At 58.9% G+C, this 17,221-nt stretch carries 14 protein-coding genes and 2 pseudogenes; 11 read left to right on the forward strand and 5 right to left on the reverse strand.

The window, feature by feature from the left end:
* Position 1: 1 nt before the first annotated feature.
* Positions 2-1,768, reverse strand: a complete 1,767-nt coding sequence (gene mptB / locus CAURI_RS06340; protein WP_010186741.1) for a polyprenol phosphomannose-dependent alpha 1,6 mannosyltransferase MptB — start codon at positions 1,766-1,768, stop codon at positions 2-4.
* 138 nt (positions 1,769-1,906) lie between these two features.
* On the opposite strand from mptB, the gene CAURI_RS06345 reads away from it, so the two are divergent.
* From CAURI_RS06345 to CAURI_RS06375, 7 genes are all read left to right on the forward strand, one after another.
* A complete protein-coding gene (locus CAURI_RS06345) occupies positions 1,907-2,617 on the forward strand; it encodes a helix-turn-helix transcriptional regulator (RefSeq protein ID WP_010186739.1) in 711 nt (236 codons plus the stop codon).
* A gap of 61 nt (positions 2,618-2,678) precedes the next feature.
* Complete coding sequence (sufB, locus tag CAURI_RS06350) at positions 2,679-4,085, forward strand: Fe-S cluster assembly protein SufB (RefSeq protein ID WP_100067407.1); 1,407 nt, start codon at positions 2,679-2,681, stop codon at positions 4,083-4,085.
* Positions 4,086-5,276: a Fe-S cluster assembly protein SufD gene (gene sufD / locus CAURI_RS06355; protein ID WP_010186736.1), complete on the forward strand. Its 1,191-nt coding sequence runs from the start codon at positions 4,086-4,088 to the stop codon at positions 5,274-5,276.
* A gap of 27 nt (positions 5,277-5,303) precedes the next feature.
* Positions 5,304-6,062: a Fe-S cluster assembly ATPase SufC gene (sufC, locus tag CAURI_RS06360; RefSeq protein WP_010186734.1), complete on the forward strand. Its 759-nt coding sequence runs from the start codon at positions 5,304-5,306 to the stop codon at positions 6,060-6,062.
* 80 nt (positions 6,063-6,142) lie between these two features.
* Entirely contained in the window at positions 6,143-7,390 is a 1,248-nt protein-coding gene (locus CAURI_RS06365) for a cysteine desulfurase (protein WP_010186733.1), read from the forward strand.
* Positions 7,387-7,836: a Fe-S cluster assembly sulfur transfer protein SufU gene (gene sufU / locus CAURI_RS06370; protein WP_010186732.1), complete on the forward strand. Its 450-nt coding sequence runs from the start codon at positions 7,387-7,389 to the stop codon at positions 7,834-7,836. The genes CAURI_RS06365 and sufU overlap by 4 nt, the downstream gene beginning before the upstream one ends.
* The gene (locus CAURI_RS06375) at positions 7,837-8,265 is read left to right on the forward strand and encodes a metal-sulfur cluster assembly factor (RefSeq protein ID WP_010186729.1); all 429 of its coding nucleotides are present in this window, start codon (positions 7,837-7,839) and stop codon (positions 8,263-8,265) included. It begins immediately after the preceding gene.
* Between the two features lie 140 nt (positions 8,266-8,405).
* Here the strand turns inward: CAURI_RS06375 and CAURI_RS06380 are convergent, their stop codons facing one another.
* Positions 8,406-10,406: a fructose-specific PTS transporter subunit EIIC gene (locus tag CAURI_RS06380; RefSeq protein WP_012715027.1), complete on the reverse strand. Its 2,001-nt coding sequence runs from the start codon at positions 10,404-10,406 to the stop codon at positions 8,406-8,408.
* Positions 10,407-10,566: 160 nt separating this feature from the next.
* Between CAURI_RS06380 and CAURI_RS06385 the strand changes: the two genes are divergently transcribed.
* Positions 10,567-12,198 (forward strand): ABC-F family ATP-binding cassette domain-containing protein, encoded by a 1,632-nt coding sequence (locus CAURI_RS06385; protein ID WP_010186726.1) that lies wholly within the window; start codon positions 10,567-10,569, stop codon positions 12,196-12,198.
* A 148-nt stretch (positions 12,199-12,346) separates the two neighbouring features.
* A pseudogene (locus CAURI_RS06390) lies at positions 12,347-13,138 on the forward strand (DDE-type integrase/transposase/recombinase); the annotation flags it as partial.
* Between the two features lie 23 nt (positions 13,139-13,161).
* Here CAURI_RS06390 and CAURI_RS13605 read toward each other — a convergent pair.
* A protein-coding gene (locus tag CAURI_RS13605) for an IS3 family transposase (RefSeq protein ID WP_420805227.1) occupies positions 13,162-14,354 on the reverse strand; the annotation gives its coding sequence in 2 pieces (ribosomal slippage) (positions 13,162-14,072 and positions 14,072-14,354; 1,194 coding nt in all).
* A gap of 67 nt (positions 14,355-14,421) precedes the next feature.
* Here CAURI_RS13605 and CAURI_RS14025 point away from each other — a divergent pair.
* Positions 14,422-14,970: pseudogene (locus CAURI_RS14025) on the forward strand (transposase); the annotation flags it as partial.
* Positions 14,971-15,198: 228 nt separating this feature from the next.
* Positions 15,199-15,954, forward strand: coding sequence for a DUF2785 domain-containing protein (locus CAURI_RS06405; RefSeq protein ID WP_010186712.1), 756 nt, complete (start codon positions 15,199-15,201; stop codon positions 15,952-15,954).
* On the opposite strand, the gene CAURI_RS06410 is transcribed toward CAURI_RS06405, so the two are convergent.
* Positions 15,933-16,517, reverse strand: a complete 585-nt coding sequence (locus CAURI_RS06410) for a hypothetical protein (RefSeq protein ID WP_010186710.1) — start codon at positions 16,515-16,517, stop codon at positions 15,933-15,935. The two genes, CAURI_RS06405 and CAURI_RS06410, sit on opposite strands and share 22 nt — an antisense overlap.
* Positions 16,510-17,199, reverse strand: a complete 690-nt coding sequence (locus CAURI_RS06415; RefSeq protein ID WP_010186709.1) for a MerR family transcriptional regulator — start codon at positions 17,197-17,199, stop codon at positions 16,510-16,512. Before CAURI_RS06415 ends, CAURI_RS06410 begins: the two co-directional genes overlap by 8 nt.
* Positions 17,200-17,221 lie beyond the last annotated feature (22 nt).

Genomic DNA, 17,221 nt, shown 5'->3' on the forward strand with positions numbered 1-17,221 from the left:
CTTAGTCTAGGACACGGACGCCTGAGCGGCGCAATGCAACCCACCCCGCAGCGGCGAGCGCGAGGAAGGTCACCAAGGCAGCAAGGTAGATGACGAATACCGTCCCGGGAGGAAGCCCGAGTCCGCGGGGCAGGACGATGAAGCTCATCAATCCGGAATAGATCATAACTGCCATGCGGAAAAAACGGCGGTTGGCCCACGCGGCGAGCGGCAACACGGCCCACAGGATGTACCAGGGCTGGACAACGGGGAAAAACACCACGAGCACAAAGGTGGATACTCCCAGACCACCCACTGGATGGATTGCGCCGCGGTAGGTGGCAAACAGCATGCGGATCATGAAACCCCCGGCGATAATGACGCCCACGGTACGTGTGACGCTGAGGATGGCCTCGGTGTGATCACCCAAACCCAGCAGCATCCCCAGGGAGCCGGCGCCGACACCCACGGAGGTAGTCGCGGACAGCCAAGAACGGATCGTTGCTGCGCCGCCCTGACCAAAAATCCAGCCTATGTCGATCCCCGTGATGACAGTGACAGCGGCGATGGACGCTGCGAGCACCAGCAATTGGGTCACGCCAGCGCCAAGCACCGCCCGCACTGGTGGGATGCCGTGCTTGTCGACGCGCCTGCGCGCCGCCGCCATGCCAACAAAGCCTAGGCCAATGAAGCCGGTCACCTTGACCATGCCCGCGCAGGAAATAAGGACACCCGAGGCCAGAAACAAAGCCCATACGCGCCAGCGGGCGTCGTGCTCATCATTAACCGCTCGCAGGCCCAGCTCTACGCCGACGAGAGCCAACCCCAGCATGAAGGATTCATTGTGGATTCCGCCGACGAGGTGGAGGATGGTCAAGGGGTTAAGGATGCCCAGCCACAGCGCCGCTTCGGGGGATACGCGGCACCGGGTAGCAAGCCGTGCAATGGCCCAGCCGGCAGCGATGATGCCGAAAAGAGAAAACACGCGGTGCAGCACCACACCCCAGATGATGGAATCGTTAGTCAGCCAGCTTACGACAGCTGCCAAGCCTAAGGCCACGGGGCCATAGGGCGAAGGGGAGTTTGCCCAAATGAAGGGGACGGACCGGGCAAGGTCATTATCCGCGCCCAAAAGTTGCACGGGGCCCGCGGAATAGGGATCGAGCCCTTGAAGCACGATGGAGCCGTTGGCGAGATAAGAGTAGATGTCTTGGGTAAATAGCGGCGCGGTGACGAGCAAGGGTAGAACCCACCCCAACCACGTTCGCCACATCTGACTTTGGGTGACTACTCGCGGGGAGTGGCTAAACCGCGGATCTTCGGTAGGTGTCGAGCCTGTACTTGCGCTCGCCGAGTTCTTACGCAGGCGCAGCGGCGCCCCCACCAACGGGGCCATGCATACCCAGGCCGTCACCATGAATCCGACACCAATGAAGACAAGGGCGGATGCTGATTGCAGCATGCGCGTCATGAGCGAGCCAAAAGGCAATGACTCATAAGGATTCCCCACGACGGGCAGGGCACCGGCACCCAGGCCGCCGAGCGCAATAAGTAACGCTCCAATGGTTCCGAGCCATCTCAGGCTAAAAAGCGTGCGCAGTTGGGTAATGGTGCGGCGGTGAACGTCGCCAAGCGCTGCGTGATCCGCGACTTCGGTGGAGCCGGGAAAATCCTGGTGGAGGAGCGCGGAGCGGGATCCCGGTACTCCCATGCGGGGGAGTTCATCGCGCACGCCCCAGATGACTCGGTGCAATCGCCCCGATTGGGTGTAGCCGCGCTCCATATTCATGCCTGTTTACCTTAGTCGCTCGGTGGTGAGAAGTGACTAGGAGCCCGCGACACGAATGAAAGAGTGGAAATCGGGAATGAATTAAGGAACACTAGTGTTGTCTAAAGAGAGAGTGTTTCATTCAAGGAGGTGTACACCGTGACGAAGGAGTTGCCAAGGGAAACTCGCTCTACAGAGGGCGATACCCGCAGACACGTCATGCTGTTGCTTCTCAAGGACGGCCCAGTAACGGCGTCGTATTTGGGTGAACGTCTCGGTCTCTCTGCGGCCGGCATCCGTCGGCACTTAGACATTCTGGTGGAGGAAGGACTCACCGAGGTGGTGCACCGCCGCCCGTCAGCCCGTCCCGGGCAGACAGCAGGCCGTGGTCGCCCCGCCAAACATTTCCGTCTCACTGATCAGGGCCGCGCTCAATTCGGGCACGCCTATGACCAGTTGGCGGCGGAAGCGCTCACTGCTTTGCGCGAAGCGGGTGGTCCGGAGGCGGTTCGCCACTTCGCTAAGGCCCGCTTCGAGCGTCTCGTGGAAGACGTGACACCTTTGGTAGAGGATGAAGAGTCTGTCCCGGAGGTAGCACGCCGCTTGGCTGAAGTGCTTGATGCGCACGGCTATGCGGCCACCGTGACATCGGTGGGCAACGGAGTACAGATTTGCCAGCACCATTGCCCGGTCGCCCACGTGGCCGCCGAGCACCCGGAGTTGTGTGAAGCTGAACAAGAAGTATTCTCCGCACTATTAGGCAAACATGTGCAGCCCTTGGCCTCCATCGCGGATGGCCATGGAATCTGCACCACGAATATCCCCTTAACTCCCGTCCCGCCTTCCGCGGCGGAACGGGAGGAGAACTAATCGAACTAGAAAGGAGCGGGCTTTGACACAGGCACAACCAGCACCCGGGCTTGAGACCAAGATGAGCGATGACGAGATCATCTCCTCCATCGGTGGCTATGAGTACGGCTGGCGTGATTCCGACGAAGCCGGCCAGGCAGCACACCGCGGTTTGAGCGAGGATGTCGTCCGCGATATCTCGAAGAAGAAGAACGAGCCGGAATGGATGCTCGAGTCCCGCCTCAAGGCGCTGCGTGTATTCAACAAGAAGCCAGTTCCGACGTGGGGCCCGGATCTCTCCGGAATCGACTTCGACAACATTAAGTACTTTGTCCGCTCCACCGAGAAGCAGGCCCAGACCTGGGATGACCTGCCGGATGATATTAAGGAGACCTACGACAAGCTGGGTATTCCGGACGCCGAAAAGAAGCGTCTGGTCTCTGGTGTTGCCGCGCAGTATGAGTCCGAGGTGGTTTACCACAAGATCCGTGAGGACCTCGAGGCCCAGGGCGTGATCTTCGTCGACACCGATACCGCTGTGCGCGAGTACCCGGAGATCCTCCAGGAGTACTTCGGCACCGTTATCCCCGCCGGCGATAACAAGTTCTCCGCGCTGAACAACGCCTGCTGGTCCGGTGGTTCCTTCGTGTACGTTCCGAAGGGCGTCCACGTGGATATTCCGCTGCAGGCCTACTTCCGTATTAACACCGAGAACATGGGCCAGTTCGAGCGCACCCTCATCATCGTGGAGGAGGGCGCCTACGTTCACTACATCGAGGGCTGCACCGCGCCGATCTATAACTCGGATTCGCTACACACCGGTGTTATTGAGATCATCGTGAAGAAGGGTGGCCGCTGCCGCTACACCACCATTCAGAACTGGTCCACCAACGTTTACAACCTGGTGACCCAGCGCGCCAAGGTCGAAGAGGGCGGCACCATGGAATGGGTCGATGGCAACATCGGCTCCAAGGTGACCATGAAGTACCCGTCCTGCTGGCTGACCGGCGAGCACGCCAAGGGCGAAGTTCTCTCCTTGGCTTTTGCCGCTGACAACCAGGTACAGGACACCGGTTCCAAGATGGTCCACATGGCGCCGAATACCTCCTCCAATATCGTGTCCAAGTCCGTGGCCCGCAACGGCGGCCGCGCGGCTTACCGTGGATTGGTGCAGGTCAACGCGAACGCTACTAACTCCACCGCCAACGTCGAGTGTGACGCCCTCCTGGTGGATAACAACTCGCGTTCGGATACCTATCCGTACAACGACATTCGCAATGATCACGTCACCTTGGGCCATGAGGCGACGGTTTCCCAGGTCTCTGAGGAGCAGCTGTTCTACCTCATGTCGCGAGGTATTGCTGAGGAAGAGGCCATGGCGATGATTGTGCGCGGCTTCGTCGAGCCGATTGCTAAGGAGCTCCCCATGGAATATGCGCTGGAGCTCAACCGTCTTATCGAGCTGCAGATGGAAGGATCGGTGGGCTAAGTGGTAGCTTCCAACGAATTTAATCCTGCTGACGTCACCAAGGGTGACCAGTTCACCTCATTCAACGTGGAGGATTTCCCGGTCCCGCACGGCCGCGACGAAGTCTGGCGCTTCATTGCGCTGCGCAACCTGCGTGGGCTGCATAACGGCGAGTTCGCGCCGGCTACGGCGCAGAAGATCAACGTCGTGGCTCCGGAAGGCGTGACCTCCGAAACGGTTGCGCCTGACGACGAGCGCTTGGGCACCGCTGGCGCACCTGCTGACCGCGTTGCTGCACAGGCATGGTCCTCCATGCCAGAGGCACAGGTCGTTACGGTCGACGCGGAAGCACAGTTGGAGAAGCCGGTGGAGATTACCATCACCGGTGCCGGCGAGGGCGTAACTTCCTTTGGTGCGACCTCGATCCATGTAGGGCACCACGCTGAGGCCACCATCGTGCTCAAGTACGTCGGTTCCGGCACTCACGCAGACAACGTGGAGTTCGTGCTGGGCGACGGCTCCCAGGTCACCGTCGTCGTTGACGCCGACTGGGAAAACGATGCAGTGCACCTGTCCCACCAGATTGCAAAGGTGGGCCGGGACGCCGTACTGCGCCACAACACCGCCATCTTTGGCGGCGAAATTGTGCGCCTCGCTCCGCGCGTGGTTTTCGATGCTCCCGGCGGCGATGCCGAACTGCTCGGCGTCTACTTTGCTGATGCCGGCCAGTACTTTGAGAACCGCCTGCTGGTGGACCACGACGTTCCGAACTGCCGTTCTCGTGTCTTCTACAAGGGCGCTCTGCAGGGCGCAACGGCAGCACAGAAGGCCGAGGCTGGCTCCAGCTCCCGCACCCCGGAGGCCCGCACCTGCTGGGTCGGTGACGTGCTCATCCGCAAGAACGCGAACAACACGGATACCTACGAGACGAACAACAACCTGATTCTCACCGAGGGTGCGCGTGCTGACGCCATCCCGAACCTGGAGATCCAGACCGGTGAGATCGTCGGTGCTGGCCACGCCGCAACGGTGGGCCGCTTCGACGACCTCGAGCTGTTCTACCTCATGTCCCGCGGTATCCCTGCCGCCGAGGCACGCCGCCTCATCATCCGCGGCTTCTTCTCTGAAGTCATTTCCCGCATCCCGGTCGAGTCCCTGCGCGAGGATCTGGAATCCCGCGTCGTCGACGAGCTCGCCAAGATCAACGCTTAAAACTTTCCGAAAGCAGGTACCAACTCAATGTCTACCCTGGAAATCAAGAATCTCCACGCGCAGGTGCTCCCACACGAGGAGGACGGTGAGCCCACGCCGATCCTCAAGGGTGTGAACCTCACCATCAATTCCGGTGAGACCCACGCTGTCATGGGCCCCAACGGCTCCGGCAAGTCCACTCTGTCCTACGTTATCGCTGGCCACCCTAAGTATGAGGTGACCGAGGGCGAGGTGCTTCTCGACGGCGAGAACATCCTCGAGATGGAAGTCGATGAGCGCGCCCGCGCTGGCCTCTTCCTGGCTATGCAGTACCCGACTGAGGTGCCGGGCGTGAAGATGTCGCAGTTCATGCGTTCCGCCGTGACCGCTATCCGTGGCGAGGCACCGAAGCTGCGCGAGTGGAACAAGGAGCTCACGGAGGCTCGTGAGAAACTCTCCATCGATAAGTCCTTTGCACATCGCTCCGTGAACGAGGGCTTCTCTGGTGGTGAGAAGAAGCGCCACGAGGTCATGCAGCTGGATATCCTTAAGCCGAAGTTCGCCATCATGGATGAGACCGACTCCGGTCTGGACGTCGACGCCCTGCGCGTGGTCTCCGATGGCATCAACAGCTACCAGGAGGAGACCAAGGGCGGCATCCTCCTTATTACCCACTACAAGCGCATCCTCAACTACGTCATCCCGGACTTTGTCCACGTCTTTGCCGACGGACAGATCATCAAGACCGGCGGCGCTGAGCTGGCTGACCAGCTTGAGGCGGACGGCTACGAGCAGTTCCTCAAGTAGGCAGTAGCGCCGACCCCCGGCGATACCACGACAGACACCACCACGACACGCTAGAGAAAAAGAACCGAGCACAAGGACCTATGCCTGAACTAGACGTTAATGCGATTCGGGAACAATTCCCTATCCTCTCGCGCACCGTGCGCGACGGTAAACCACTGGTGTACCTGGATTCGGGAGCGACCTCGCAACGTCCCCTGCCGGTATGGAAGGCCGAGGAGGAGTTCGTGCTCGGCACCAACGCACCGGTGCACCGGGGCTCTTATCAGCTGGCGGAGGAGGCCGATGACGCCTATGAGTCCGCTCGTCAGGCCATCGCCGCTTTCGTGGGTGCCGACCGCGATGAGATTTCCTTCACCAAGAACGCCACGGAGGCGTTGAACGAAGTTGCCTACGTGCTCAGTGATGAGCGCGCCGGCGAGCTGTTCGTCGGTGAGGGCGATACCGTCGTGGTCACCGAATTGGAGCACCACGCGAACTTGGTGCCGTGGCAAGAGCTGTGCCAGCGCACTGGCGCGACGTTGAAGTGGTACTCCATGACTGAGGACGGCCGCATTGATCTCGATTCGCTCGAGCTCGATGACTCTGTCAAGGTCGTGGCTTTTACCCACCAATCCAACGTGACCGGGGCCGTAGCGCCCGTCGCGGAGTTGGTGCGTCGTGCTCGTGCCGTGGGCGCCATGGTCGTCCTCGACGCCTGCCAGTCGGTGCCGCACATGCCCGTGGATTTCCACGAACTAGATGTGGATTTTGCCGCGTTCTCTGGGCACAAGATGTGCGGGCCGACCGGCGTGGGCGTGCTCTACGGCAAGCAAGAGTTGCTGGCGCAGCTGCCGCCTTTCCTCACTGGCGGTTCCATGATCGAAGTAGTCAAGATGGAGGGCTCAACGTTTGCCGAGCCACCCACCCGCTTCGAGGCCGGAACCCAAATGACCAGCCAGGTTGTGGGCCTAGGCGCAGCAGTGAAGTTCTTGAGCGAGGTAGGCATGGATGCCATCCACGCTCATGAGCAAAATCTCACTGCATTGGCCTTGGAGAAGCTTGCTGAGATCCCCGGCGTGCGTATCATCGGGCCTGAAAACACCGAGGATCGCGGGGGAGCGGTCTCCTTCATTGTGGATGGGATCCATCCGCATGACCTAGGCCAGGTTCTTGATTCTCATGGCGTGTCCATCCGCACCGGCCACCACTGTGCGTGGCCGCTGCACCGCGCGTGCCAGGCTAATTCGACCGCACGCGCTAGCTTTTACCTGTACAACACTGAGGACGAGGTCGACGCCCTCATAGAGGCGGTGCGGGCTGCCCGCACCTTCTTTGGAGTGAGCGAATGAACCTCGATTCCATGTACCAGGACGTCATCCTGGATCACTATAAGAACCCGAAGTTCTCTGGCCTCCGTGAAGGCCAAGCAGAGGTTCACCACGTCAACCCTTCCTGCGGTGACGAAATCACTCTCCGCGTCAAGCTTTCCGCTGATGGCACCACTGTAGAGGACGTGTCCTACGACGCCGAGGGCTGCTCCATCTCGCAGGCCTCAACCTCCGTCATGGCGGAAGAAATCGTGGGCATTCCGCTGGAGGAGGCCAACGCCAAGCTCGAGGAGTTTGATCGGATGGTGACTTCCCGCGGCGAAGTTGAGGGAGACGACGAGATCATTGGGGATGGCGTCGCCTTTGCCGGCGTGGCCAAGTTCCCTGCCCGTGTTAAGTGCGCTCTCCTCGGTTGGAAGGCTTTTCAAGCCGCTACCGTGGAAGCGTTGAACGAATTGGAGAAGTAGATGGCTGATAACACTGAGACCACCGGTGGCAGCACCGATCCTTACCAGGACCAGAATGCCTCCTTCGATGGCGCTGCTGTCAAGCCTGAACAGACCGAAGAGCAGATCGCGAAGACCTTCGATATCACCGAGTACCTTCGTGATGTCATCGACCCGGAGCTCGGAATCAACATCGTTGACCTAGGCTTGGTCTATGACGTCTGGCTCGACGATATTGACGGCAAGAACACCTGCGTCATCAACATGACGCTGACCTCTCCGGCCTGCCCGCTCACCGATGTCATTGGCGAGCAGATCGAGGATGTCATCGTGGGCAACAAGCTCGCCGAGGCAGTCCAGCTCAACTGGGTCTGGATGCCGCCGTGGGGCCCGAACATGATTACTGAGGAGGGCCGCGAGATGCTCCAGGCCCTCGGCTTCGCGGTCTAGCTTCGGCTGTAAGCCCCCCATTACCGTCAGTCCGAGGCGCTTAAGGTCTTCCAAACATGACCTTGCGCACTCGGGCTGGCGGTTTCTTTTTCCATAATGTGCGGTGTTTTAAGTAGCTCTAAGAGCTTGAGAACGCACCGCTATGACGAGGCGGGTGAGGTCGCCGGATCCAGGGCCGAGGAGATGATGTCCACCGCGTCCTGCTTGGATGTAGCGGATTGAAGGCGAGTACGGAAGTCATCCTTCATGATCGCCCGCGCCAGCTTGGAGAGCAGCTTGAGGTGCTGCTTGCCGGCGTCCTCAGGCACAGCAATGAGGAAGACCAACGTCGTTGGCTCCTCGCCCTCTGCCCACGTAATCCCCTCGGAAAGACGAGCAAAGGCCAAAGTCGGCACTGTCACTCCCGCGGAACGAGCATGCGGGATAGCCACTCCATGCCCCACGCCGGTCGAGTGCTTCGCTTCCCGCTCTAGGGCCGTAGTGATAACCACGAAAGGATCAGAAAGGCGAGGAGAGACAAGCTGAACCAGCGACTCGATGGTTTCCTTGCGATTGGTGCCAAGGTCTTGGTCAAGGCTCACCGTGTCGACAGAAAGCAGAGGTTCTTCCTGGATGGTTGATTGTGACGCATCCTCCTTAGCTATGCCCGCTGCACCCTGTTCACCCGAGCTCTCATCCTTACTACGGGCTTTTCTATTGTGGGTAAGTCCAATCAACAGAAGCATGACGGAAGCACAGACAACGACACCAATAAGAAGTGCGATGAAGAAGCCCACGACGTTGTCGACCGCCCCGAGCACCGCAACGATGGGGCCACCATGCATGACATGGTCCGCGACTCCAAATGCACCTGCCAGGGCACCGGCTACCGCACCGCCGATGACGTTTGCCGGAATGACTTGCAGCGGGCGTGCAGCCGCAAGAGGGATAGCGCCTTCAGTGATGCCAAAGAACCCCATGAAAAACGCGGCGATACCGGCGTCCTTCTCGGCTTTATTGAACCAAGAACGGCGGAATAGAGTGGCAACGCCCACGGCAAGGGGAGGTACAGCGATAGCGGTAGCCGCCATGCCCATCGGAGCCGCATTGCCGGCTGCAATCATGCCACCGCCGAACAGGAAGGCAGTTTTGTTGAAAGGGCCGCCCATGTCGAAAGCGATCATCGCGCCAATAACGAGACCGAGGACAATGACAGAGGAACCTTCCATCTCGGCGAGGTACTCAGTCATGGCTTCAAAGGCACCGGCTACTGGCGCACCGACGAGGTAGATAAAGATGAGCCCCACAATGAGCGTGGTGAAGATCGGGATAACGATGATCGGCCAAATCGGGGCGATGTACCTATTGACGGGAATCTTCTTGATTCCGAGGGCTACGTAGCCGGACAGAACGCCTGTCACGATTCCGCCCAAGAACCCGGCACCGGCCTCAGAGCCGTATAGGGAGCCGGTCGTGGCGATGAGGCCGGTGATGAGTCCTGGTGCCAAACCAGGACGGTCCGCAATGCCGACCGCGATATAGCCGGAAAGAATCGGCACCATGAGAGAAAAGGCCAGACCGCCAAGCTCATTCAGGGTGTTCCAGAAGGAGTCTTCGGGGATAGCCAGGCCTTCGGGCGTGGGTGTTCCTCCGATTGAGAGTGCTACCGCGATGAGGAGACCACCGGTGACCACGAACGGAATCATGTGGGAGACACCATTCATCAGCGCTTTGTAGAGGGTCTCTCCCACAGCACGAATCCCAGAGGCACTGCCGGAAGTTTCTTCGCGCTGATTTCCTGGGGTCGATTCGCTCGAAGTCTTTTCTTCCCACTTCGCTGCTGACAGAGCGCGAGTGAGGAGTTCCTTTGGATGCTTAATAGCTTCATCGACACCAGTCGCTGCTAGGCGCTTTCCACGGAAGCGGTCCTTTGCAATGACGGTGTCGGCGCCAATCACGATGGCATCGGCTTCTTCGATGTCCTGAGAGCTAAAAGTGCCTTCGACGCCAATAGAGCCGTGTGTCTCAATCTTGATGCGATAACCAAGTTCAGCGGCAGCAGCCTCCAGGTTCTCGGCCGCCATGTAGGTGTGGGCGATTCCGGTCGGACATGCGGTAATTGCGAGGATTAATGGAGATTTCGATGTGTCTGATGTGCTCATGACGCCAATCTAGTCACATCGAACTTCATGCATATGTGAAACTCGCCGAACAGGAACCAGGTTTTCCAAAGGGCACTACAACCTGTAAACCCAGATAAATGCTGATTGGGCCTTGCCACTGGTTCGGGTTTAACTACCCTGATTGCTAGACTGTCTCGACGTGATTGTGACCAATGATTTCGAGGTGCGCGTGGGCGCACGCACGCTTCTCGACGCCCCCGGCCAGCACCTTCGCGTGCAGCCGGGGGATCGCATCGGCCTGGTCGGGCGCAATGGCGCGGGAAAGACGACCACCATGCGCATCCTGGCGGGGGAGACCGAGCCCTATGGCGGCTCGGTGACGCGCTCGGGTCCTATTGGTTACCTGCCGCAGGATTCCCGCGAGGGCAACATCGAGCAAACCGCGCGTGAGCGCGTGCTCTCTGCGCGCGGCTTGGATGAGATCAAGCGCCGCATGGCCAAGCAGCAAGAGCTCATGGAGACGGCCACGGATGATAAGTTCCGCGACAAGGCCATTCGTAAGTTTTCCCGCCTGGAGGAGGAATACCATACCTTAGGCGGCTATGAGGCGGACTCCGAATGCGCCCAGATTTGTGACAACCTGGGTCTGCCGCAGCGTGTGCTCGACCAGCAGCTCAAGACGCTGTCCGGCGGTCAGCGCCGCCGCGTAGAGCTGGCGCAGATTCTCTTCGCAGCTTCAGCTGGGTCAGGCAAGTCCCAGACCACACTGCTTCTCGACGAGCCCACTAACCACCTCGACGCAGACTCGATTACCTGGCTGCGAGGCTTCCTGTCCAAGCACGAGGGCGGCCTGGTGATGATTTCCCACGACGTCGACCTGCTCGAGGCCGTGTGCAACAAGGTCTGGTTCCTCGATGCCGTGCGCGCTGAGGCCGACGTCTACAACATGGGCTTTAAGAAGTACCTTGATGCCCGCGCCACCGATGAGGCACGCCGCCGCCGCGAGCGTGCCAACGCGGAGAAGAAAGCCGCAGCCCTGCACAAGCAGGCCGCCAAGCTGGGCGCGAAAGCCACGAAAGCCGCCGCTGCCAAGCAGATGCTGCACCGCGCCGAGCGCATGATGAACGAGCTCGATGATGTCCGCGTGGCCGACAAGGTGGCCCACATCAAGTTCCCCGAACCCGCTCCCTGCGGCAAGACTCCGATGAACGCCAAGGGCCTGACCAAGATGTATGGCTCGCTGGAGGTTTTTGCCGGTGTCGATTTGGCCATCGACAAGGGTTCCCGCGTGGTTGTGCTGGGCTATAACGGTGCGGGCAAGACGACTCTGCTCAAGCTTCTGGCGGGCGTGGAGCGCACCGATGGCGAAGGCGGCATCGTCTCCGGGCACGGCCTGCGCATCGGTTACTTTGCTCAGGAGCACGACAACATCGACCCAGACAAAACCGTGTGGGAAAACACCATCGAGGCCTGCCCGGATGCCGGCCAGCAGGACTTGCGTGGACTGCTGGGCGCCTTCATGTTCTCCGGAGACAAGTTGGAGCAACCCGCCGGCACGCTCTCCGGCGGTGAGAAAACCCGACTGTCCCTGGCAACGCTGGTGTCCTCGCGCGCCAACGTGCTGCTTCTCGACGAGCCCACGAACAACCTCGACCCACAGTCCCGCGAGCAGGTGCTCGATGCCCTAGGTACCTACACCGGTGCCGTGGTCTTGGTTACCCACGACCCGGGTGCGGTCAAGGCTCTCAACCCAGAGCGCGTCATCATCATGCCCGACGGCGATGAGGACTTGTGGAACGACGAGTACATGGAAATCGTGGAGCTAGCCTAGAGCCTACTTCTCAGATATAGCTCTATCCTGGCTCTACTTCCTGCGCTAGACTTGTGATGTCTAGCGACTTTTTGGACACGGAGTCCAGGATGTTTTTGGACGGGATGTCTAGTGGCTTTTTGGACGTTTGCGGCGGTGGAATAGCCGGATGGCTATTCCATTGCATAAGCGTAGAAAGGTCGCAGATTTCGATCCCGTTCGTGACGGCAAGACGGTCACACAGTTTTGCAAAGAATTAGGAATCTCGCGGCAGACGTACCACAACATCAAACACCGGATAGCGCAGAAGGGCCGCGCAGGTATTGTGCCCGATTCGACTGCCCCGAAGAATCCGATTAAGAAGTTTGACGAAGCCGACAAAATCGCAGTCGTCCACGCCAGGCAACAGTTAATGGAGCAAGGCTTGGATTATGGGCCTTGGTCGATCTACTACTTCTTGTTCGACACTGTAGGCCCAGATTCCACACCGTCGCGTTCTACAATCGCCTCGTGGCTTCATGAGCTGGGATTTGTTGATGCCAATGCCCGCAAACGGCCACGCAGCTCCTATAAGCGCTTCGCCCGTGATCTCGTCGGTGAACTCTGGCAAATCGATGGACTGGTCTACCGCCTCTTTGACCATGCCCACACACATGTCACGATTTACCAGATTATCGATGATGCCAGCAGATTCGATGTCGGAACCACAGCATTCGCTCTGCCAGAAAACGGTACTGATGCGCGCGCCGTACTGGCCGCAGCGTTCGCTGCCTACGGCAAACCTCAAGAAATCCTTTCCGACAATGGCGATGCGTTCGCCACCTACCACCGTGGCTTTCTCTCTGCTACTGAAACTTGGCTCGCCAGCCAAGGTGTACTTGCTATTGCTGGTTTCGCCCCGACAACCCAGGGAAAAGACGAACGCTCTCACCGCACGTTGACCCAGGGGCCTGACCCCCGGAAGGTAGACACGTCGGGGGTTAGCTATGCTGCTTGGGTCAGTGTAGCTGATGTGAGTTCTTCGAAGTCATCGGGGGCTAGAAGGTTGCACCAGGAGTGTCGTCTGCGCGTGTTGTAGCGCATGCACCATCGGAAGACTTCTTGGCGGCAGATGATGGGATTGTCAAAGACTTTCCGATCACGCAGAACTTCACGCTTTAGGGTGGCGTTAAATGATTCTGCCAGGGCATTATCGGCACTCGTTCCCACTGCTCCCATGGATTGGCGAACACCAAGTACAGCGCAGTGCTCTCTAAATGCTTGTGAGGTGTACACACTGCCGTGATCGGAATGGAAAATTGCCCCTTTAAGGCTTCCGCGGACTTTTCTGGCATGAGATAAAGCTTCGATAACCAGCGATACCCGCATGTGGTCAGCGAGTGCATGGCCGACGAGCTTGCGTGAGTAAACGTCAATGACCGTGGCTAGGTACATGTTCTTGCCGCCCTTACACGGCAGGTAGGTGATATCGCCTACGTAGACGTGGTTTGGCCTGTCAGCTGTGAATTTGCGGCCTATTAAATCTGGCATGACTCGACGGCCAGGCTTGCGCCTGGTGGTGATGCATCGACGCCGTTTAGTAAAGCCTTTTAGCCCCATGGATTTCATGATGCGTGCGACCTTCTTGTGATTGATCGGAGGAAAGTCCGTATCGTCGTTGAGGCTTGCAGCGATGCGTTTAGCACCATAAAGCCCGTGCTCATTATCGAAGATGGTCTTGATTCTCGCACCAATAAGGGCATCGGAACACGTCTTTAACCTGCGTTTTTCGCGGGTGTTGACCCATTTGTAGAACGAGGAGCGATTGAGCTTTAACACGTGGCACATCCGCTTGACCGAGTATTCGGTTCGGTGGTCATCGACAAACTGGAAGCGGATTACCAGCGTGTCTCTTCGGCAAAATATTTCGCGGCCTTGCGCAGGATGTCGCGTTCTTCGCGCAGCTTTGCGTTTTCTTTTTCTAGCTGGCGGATCCGCTCAGAATCGGTTGTCGCCTGAGTCTTGTCACGCATGGTCTTCGTGCGGGCACGCTTTCCGGTGCCGTACTGCTTGATCCAGGAATAAAGTGAGGAGCGATTGACTCCAAGCTCTGCTGAAGCCGCGTGAAGTGAGAGGTCCTCATTGTTTTCGTAGAGGGCCACAGCATCACGTTTGAACTGTTCGGAGTACCTAGGCATGGTGGTAGATTACCTTTCTTCCCAACCCAACTGGGCTGGATATCAGGTGTCTACCAAACAGGGGTCAGGTCCCTTCCCCAAGGCACCATCACCTCAGCATCCACTCGATCCCGAGCAGGTCTGGGCCCGCATAGTCGCCTATAACCAAGCACACAATCCACAAGCTGTATCCGAAAAGCTAAACGGCCCCGCGGAAGCGGCAACTTCCCACGAGGCCAGCACCGATGACAGGGCAGCTTTGCAAGGCATACCTCCCACCGATACCCCAACACTAACGGCGCCGACGACACAATCAACAAACCATTGGGGTATCCCAGACCAGCTCTGCGTAAGCAAAGACGGCGTTGTACGCGTGTGCGGCTTCGGTCTCTACATTGGTCTGAGGTTTAAAAACCGCAGACTCTACTCCACAGTCACAGCCGAAAACGTTGCGGAGTTCTACACGGCCCATGACGGTGAATTCCTCTTCAGCGTGCCGCTGCCGATCACGTTGAACCACAGGCCACCAGGTGGCCAGATCAACATCAACCTCGTTGAAGGAATGAAACACCGCCAACCACCACGGATGAACCCGAAACTATCCAAACCCCGGCCCAAACGCAGGCCACAACCATAAACCGCTAGAAGTGTCCAAGAACTCCATGGATTCCGTGTCCAAAAAGACACCGGACTCCATGTCCAAAAACCCTATGGACATAACATTCCTGCGCTAGACTTCCTGCGCTAGACTCGGGCTCACAACCACACACCGCTCAAGACTCTTCTCTTGGGTTCTTCCGCTTCCCACGCACAGGGTCTAGAAGTGGTAAAACCCCATCGTGCCGCCGCTGGAGAGGAAGAGACCATGAGCACCGCCGCGACCCTAGATTCCGTCATCGAACCATTGCTCACCGGACTAGTGAGCAAGCGCCCCGAAGTACGCGTGGACTGGGCCTATACCGAATTGAAAGAGGGCATTGAGTCAGGCCAGTGGGACAGCCATCTCGGCCAGATTCGGGAGCGCCTCACCGGTTACCTGCGTACAGACAAAGTGTGGACCAAGGCTTTGTCCGCCCAGCTGCTCAACGTGCTCGCGGAGGCGGGCCACTTTCACTACGAGGACTACCTCACCTTCCGCGCGTGGTATGTCACAGAGGAGGACACCCGCGGCATTGTCAAAGACATCGGTCCTATCATGGCCGTTGGATATGGCGCCGACTACGTAGAAACCTGCGTCCGCAAGGGACTGATTCCGCCCGTCGAAGCGGCAGCAATCATCTCGTGTCGCCTTCGCGCCCCCGGAGGAGTGTGGCATGACGATGAGGGGGTGCGCTTAGCGCGCGCCGCCTGCACCACGATTGCCAAGAGCACCTCCCCCCATATTCTGGAAATCTGGATCGAGCGGCTGAGCGATACCGTCCTCGCCGAAGGCGTACGCAACGGCAACCGAGCAGTGGTGGAAAACTTCACCCACTTCCTCAAGACCACGGGAAACTTGATCCGCAGCGAACCTGAGAAGTGGGGAATTGATGACGAACGTGCGCAGCTGACCTTGCCGTTGATCGCCGAGCTCGAGGAGCAACTACGCAACGCCAGCGATTACCGGGAAGTAGTGCCATAGAAGCGCACCTTCGTTACCTCCGTCGGGAGAGCGCGCTGCCACGGGTATCGGTCTGGCGATGCCTGGACCGGTTCGCTGAGGAGCAGGAGAGTATCGGTTCCAGCTGGGCCACCGACCGTGAGTTCACCTTCTCTTATCACAATCGCCGATTCGAAGGTACGGTCCGCGCGCTTGCTGCGAACAAGAGCCATCGGTACCTCAACGAAAACAGTGTTTCCGCGCCGCAAAACCGTGAGTTCGTTGGTCACATAGCTAGGTCGAATGCGTTCGGCAGCAATTAAGCCCCACACAAAGACTACGGCCCAGAGCGACAGTAGCAACGCTGCAATCCGCAGAACGCCCGCGGGCAGAAGAAGGTGCACAACGACCATTTCAACCACCAAAACCGCAGTGATGAATCCGAGCATCTGTAGCCTGCCCGGAGGGTGGGGAAGTGCCACCGCACCCGTGGGGATCAACGTCTGGCCCCGCATCCAACGCCACAGGTCCTGGTAAAGTCCCACTTCATACTTGGCAAGGCGAAACCCAGGATGTTTCTCCACAAATCGCCAGACGTTAGCCACGTAAGCCTCCCACCAAAGCCTCGAGTGCTACACTTTGCGCACCTTTTGTCGGAGTGTCAGCCACGGTCAGCGGAGCGTTGCCCGGCCGGAGCGTTGGGTAGATTCCTCGCATCAAGCCCCGTGGAAGTATGGACTGCAGCTTGTCGACGATGCTCGCAACCCCCCGATCTTGCGGAGACAGCGAGCCAAGCTCTCGCCATAATGCTTCACCTTCGCGGAGGGCTGCAAGGCAATCGTCGTCGGCGAGGTTCTGTCGCAGCTGCTCCCACGTGGCTGATGTAGCGACTCCGGTAAGTGCCATGAGATCCCAGGAATCTAGTTCGAGTAGAAGCATTGCCGGATCCCCGATGACTTGGCGGAGGGAGTCGCGGATATCCTCTGGTGTCCCTTTGGGGGCTTGAGAAAGGGCACGCAAACGTTCTCGCTGCTGCTGCGCCCGAGCAATGCGCTCATCCAGCATGATAAACGAACGCTCGAGCGCATCGGGAGATGTGACATCAGCGATCGGGACGCCGGCGTCGATAAGTGCTCGCGCGCGCAGCACCGAAGCCAAGTCAGAGACAGAATAGTCGCGGTAGTTTCCGCTGGTGCGTGCGGGTTCGGGAACCGCGCCCTTCTCGTGTAAATGGCGCACGGAGCGCACTGAGCATCCAGCGACTGCGGCGACGTCCGATATCTTCATACAATAAAGCTAAACCCTCACA

This window comes from Corynebacterium aurimucosum ATCC 700975, assembly GCF_000022905.1.
In the GTDB taxonomy this organism is placed as follows: domain Bacteria; phylum Actinomycetota; class Actinomycetes; order Mycobacteriales; family Mycobacteriaceae; genus Corynebacterium; species Corynebacterium aurimucosum_F.

Excerpts from the sequence above, each read along its gene's own strand:
- sufC (WP_010186734.1), top strand. The coding sequence starts at position 5,304 with ATGTCTACCCTGGAAATCAAGAATCTCCACGCGCAGGTGCTCCCACAC.
- CAURI_RS06405 (WP_010186712.1), top strand. The coding sequence starts at position 15,199 with ATGAGCACCGCCGCGACCCTAGATTCCGTCATCGAACCATTGCTCACC.
- CAURI_RS06415 (WP_010186709.1), bottom strand. The coding sequence starts at position 17,199 with ATGAAGATATCGGACGTCGCCGCAGTCGCTGGATGCTCAGTGCGCTCC.
- sufU (WP_010186732.1), top strand. The coding sequence starts at position 7,387 with ATGAACCTCGATTCCATGTACCAGGACGTCATCCTGGATCACTATAAG.
- CAURI_RS06365 (WP_010186733.1), top strand. The coding sequence starts at position 6,143 with ATGCCTGAACTAGACGTTAATGCGATTCGGGAACAATTCCCTATCCTC.
- CAURI_RS06380 (WP_012715027.1), bottom strand. The coding sequence starts at position 10,406 with ATGAGCACATCAGACACATCGAAATCTCCATTAATCCTCGCAATTACC.
- sufB (WP_100067407.1), top strand. The coding sequence starts at position 2,679 with ATGAGCGATGACGAGATCATCTCCTCCATCGGTGGCTATGAGTACGGC.
- mptB (WP_010186741.1), bottom strand. The coding sequence starts at position 1,768 with ATGAATATGGAGCGCGGCTACACCCAATCGGGGCGATTGCACCGAGTC.
- CAURI_RS06375 (WP_010186729.1), top strand. The coding sequence starts at position 7,837 with ATGGCTGATAACACTGAGACCACCGGTGGCAGCACCGATCCTTACCAG.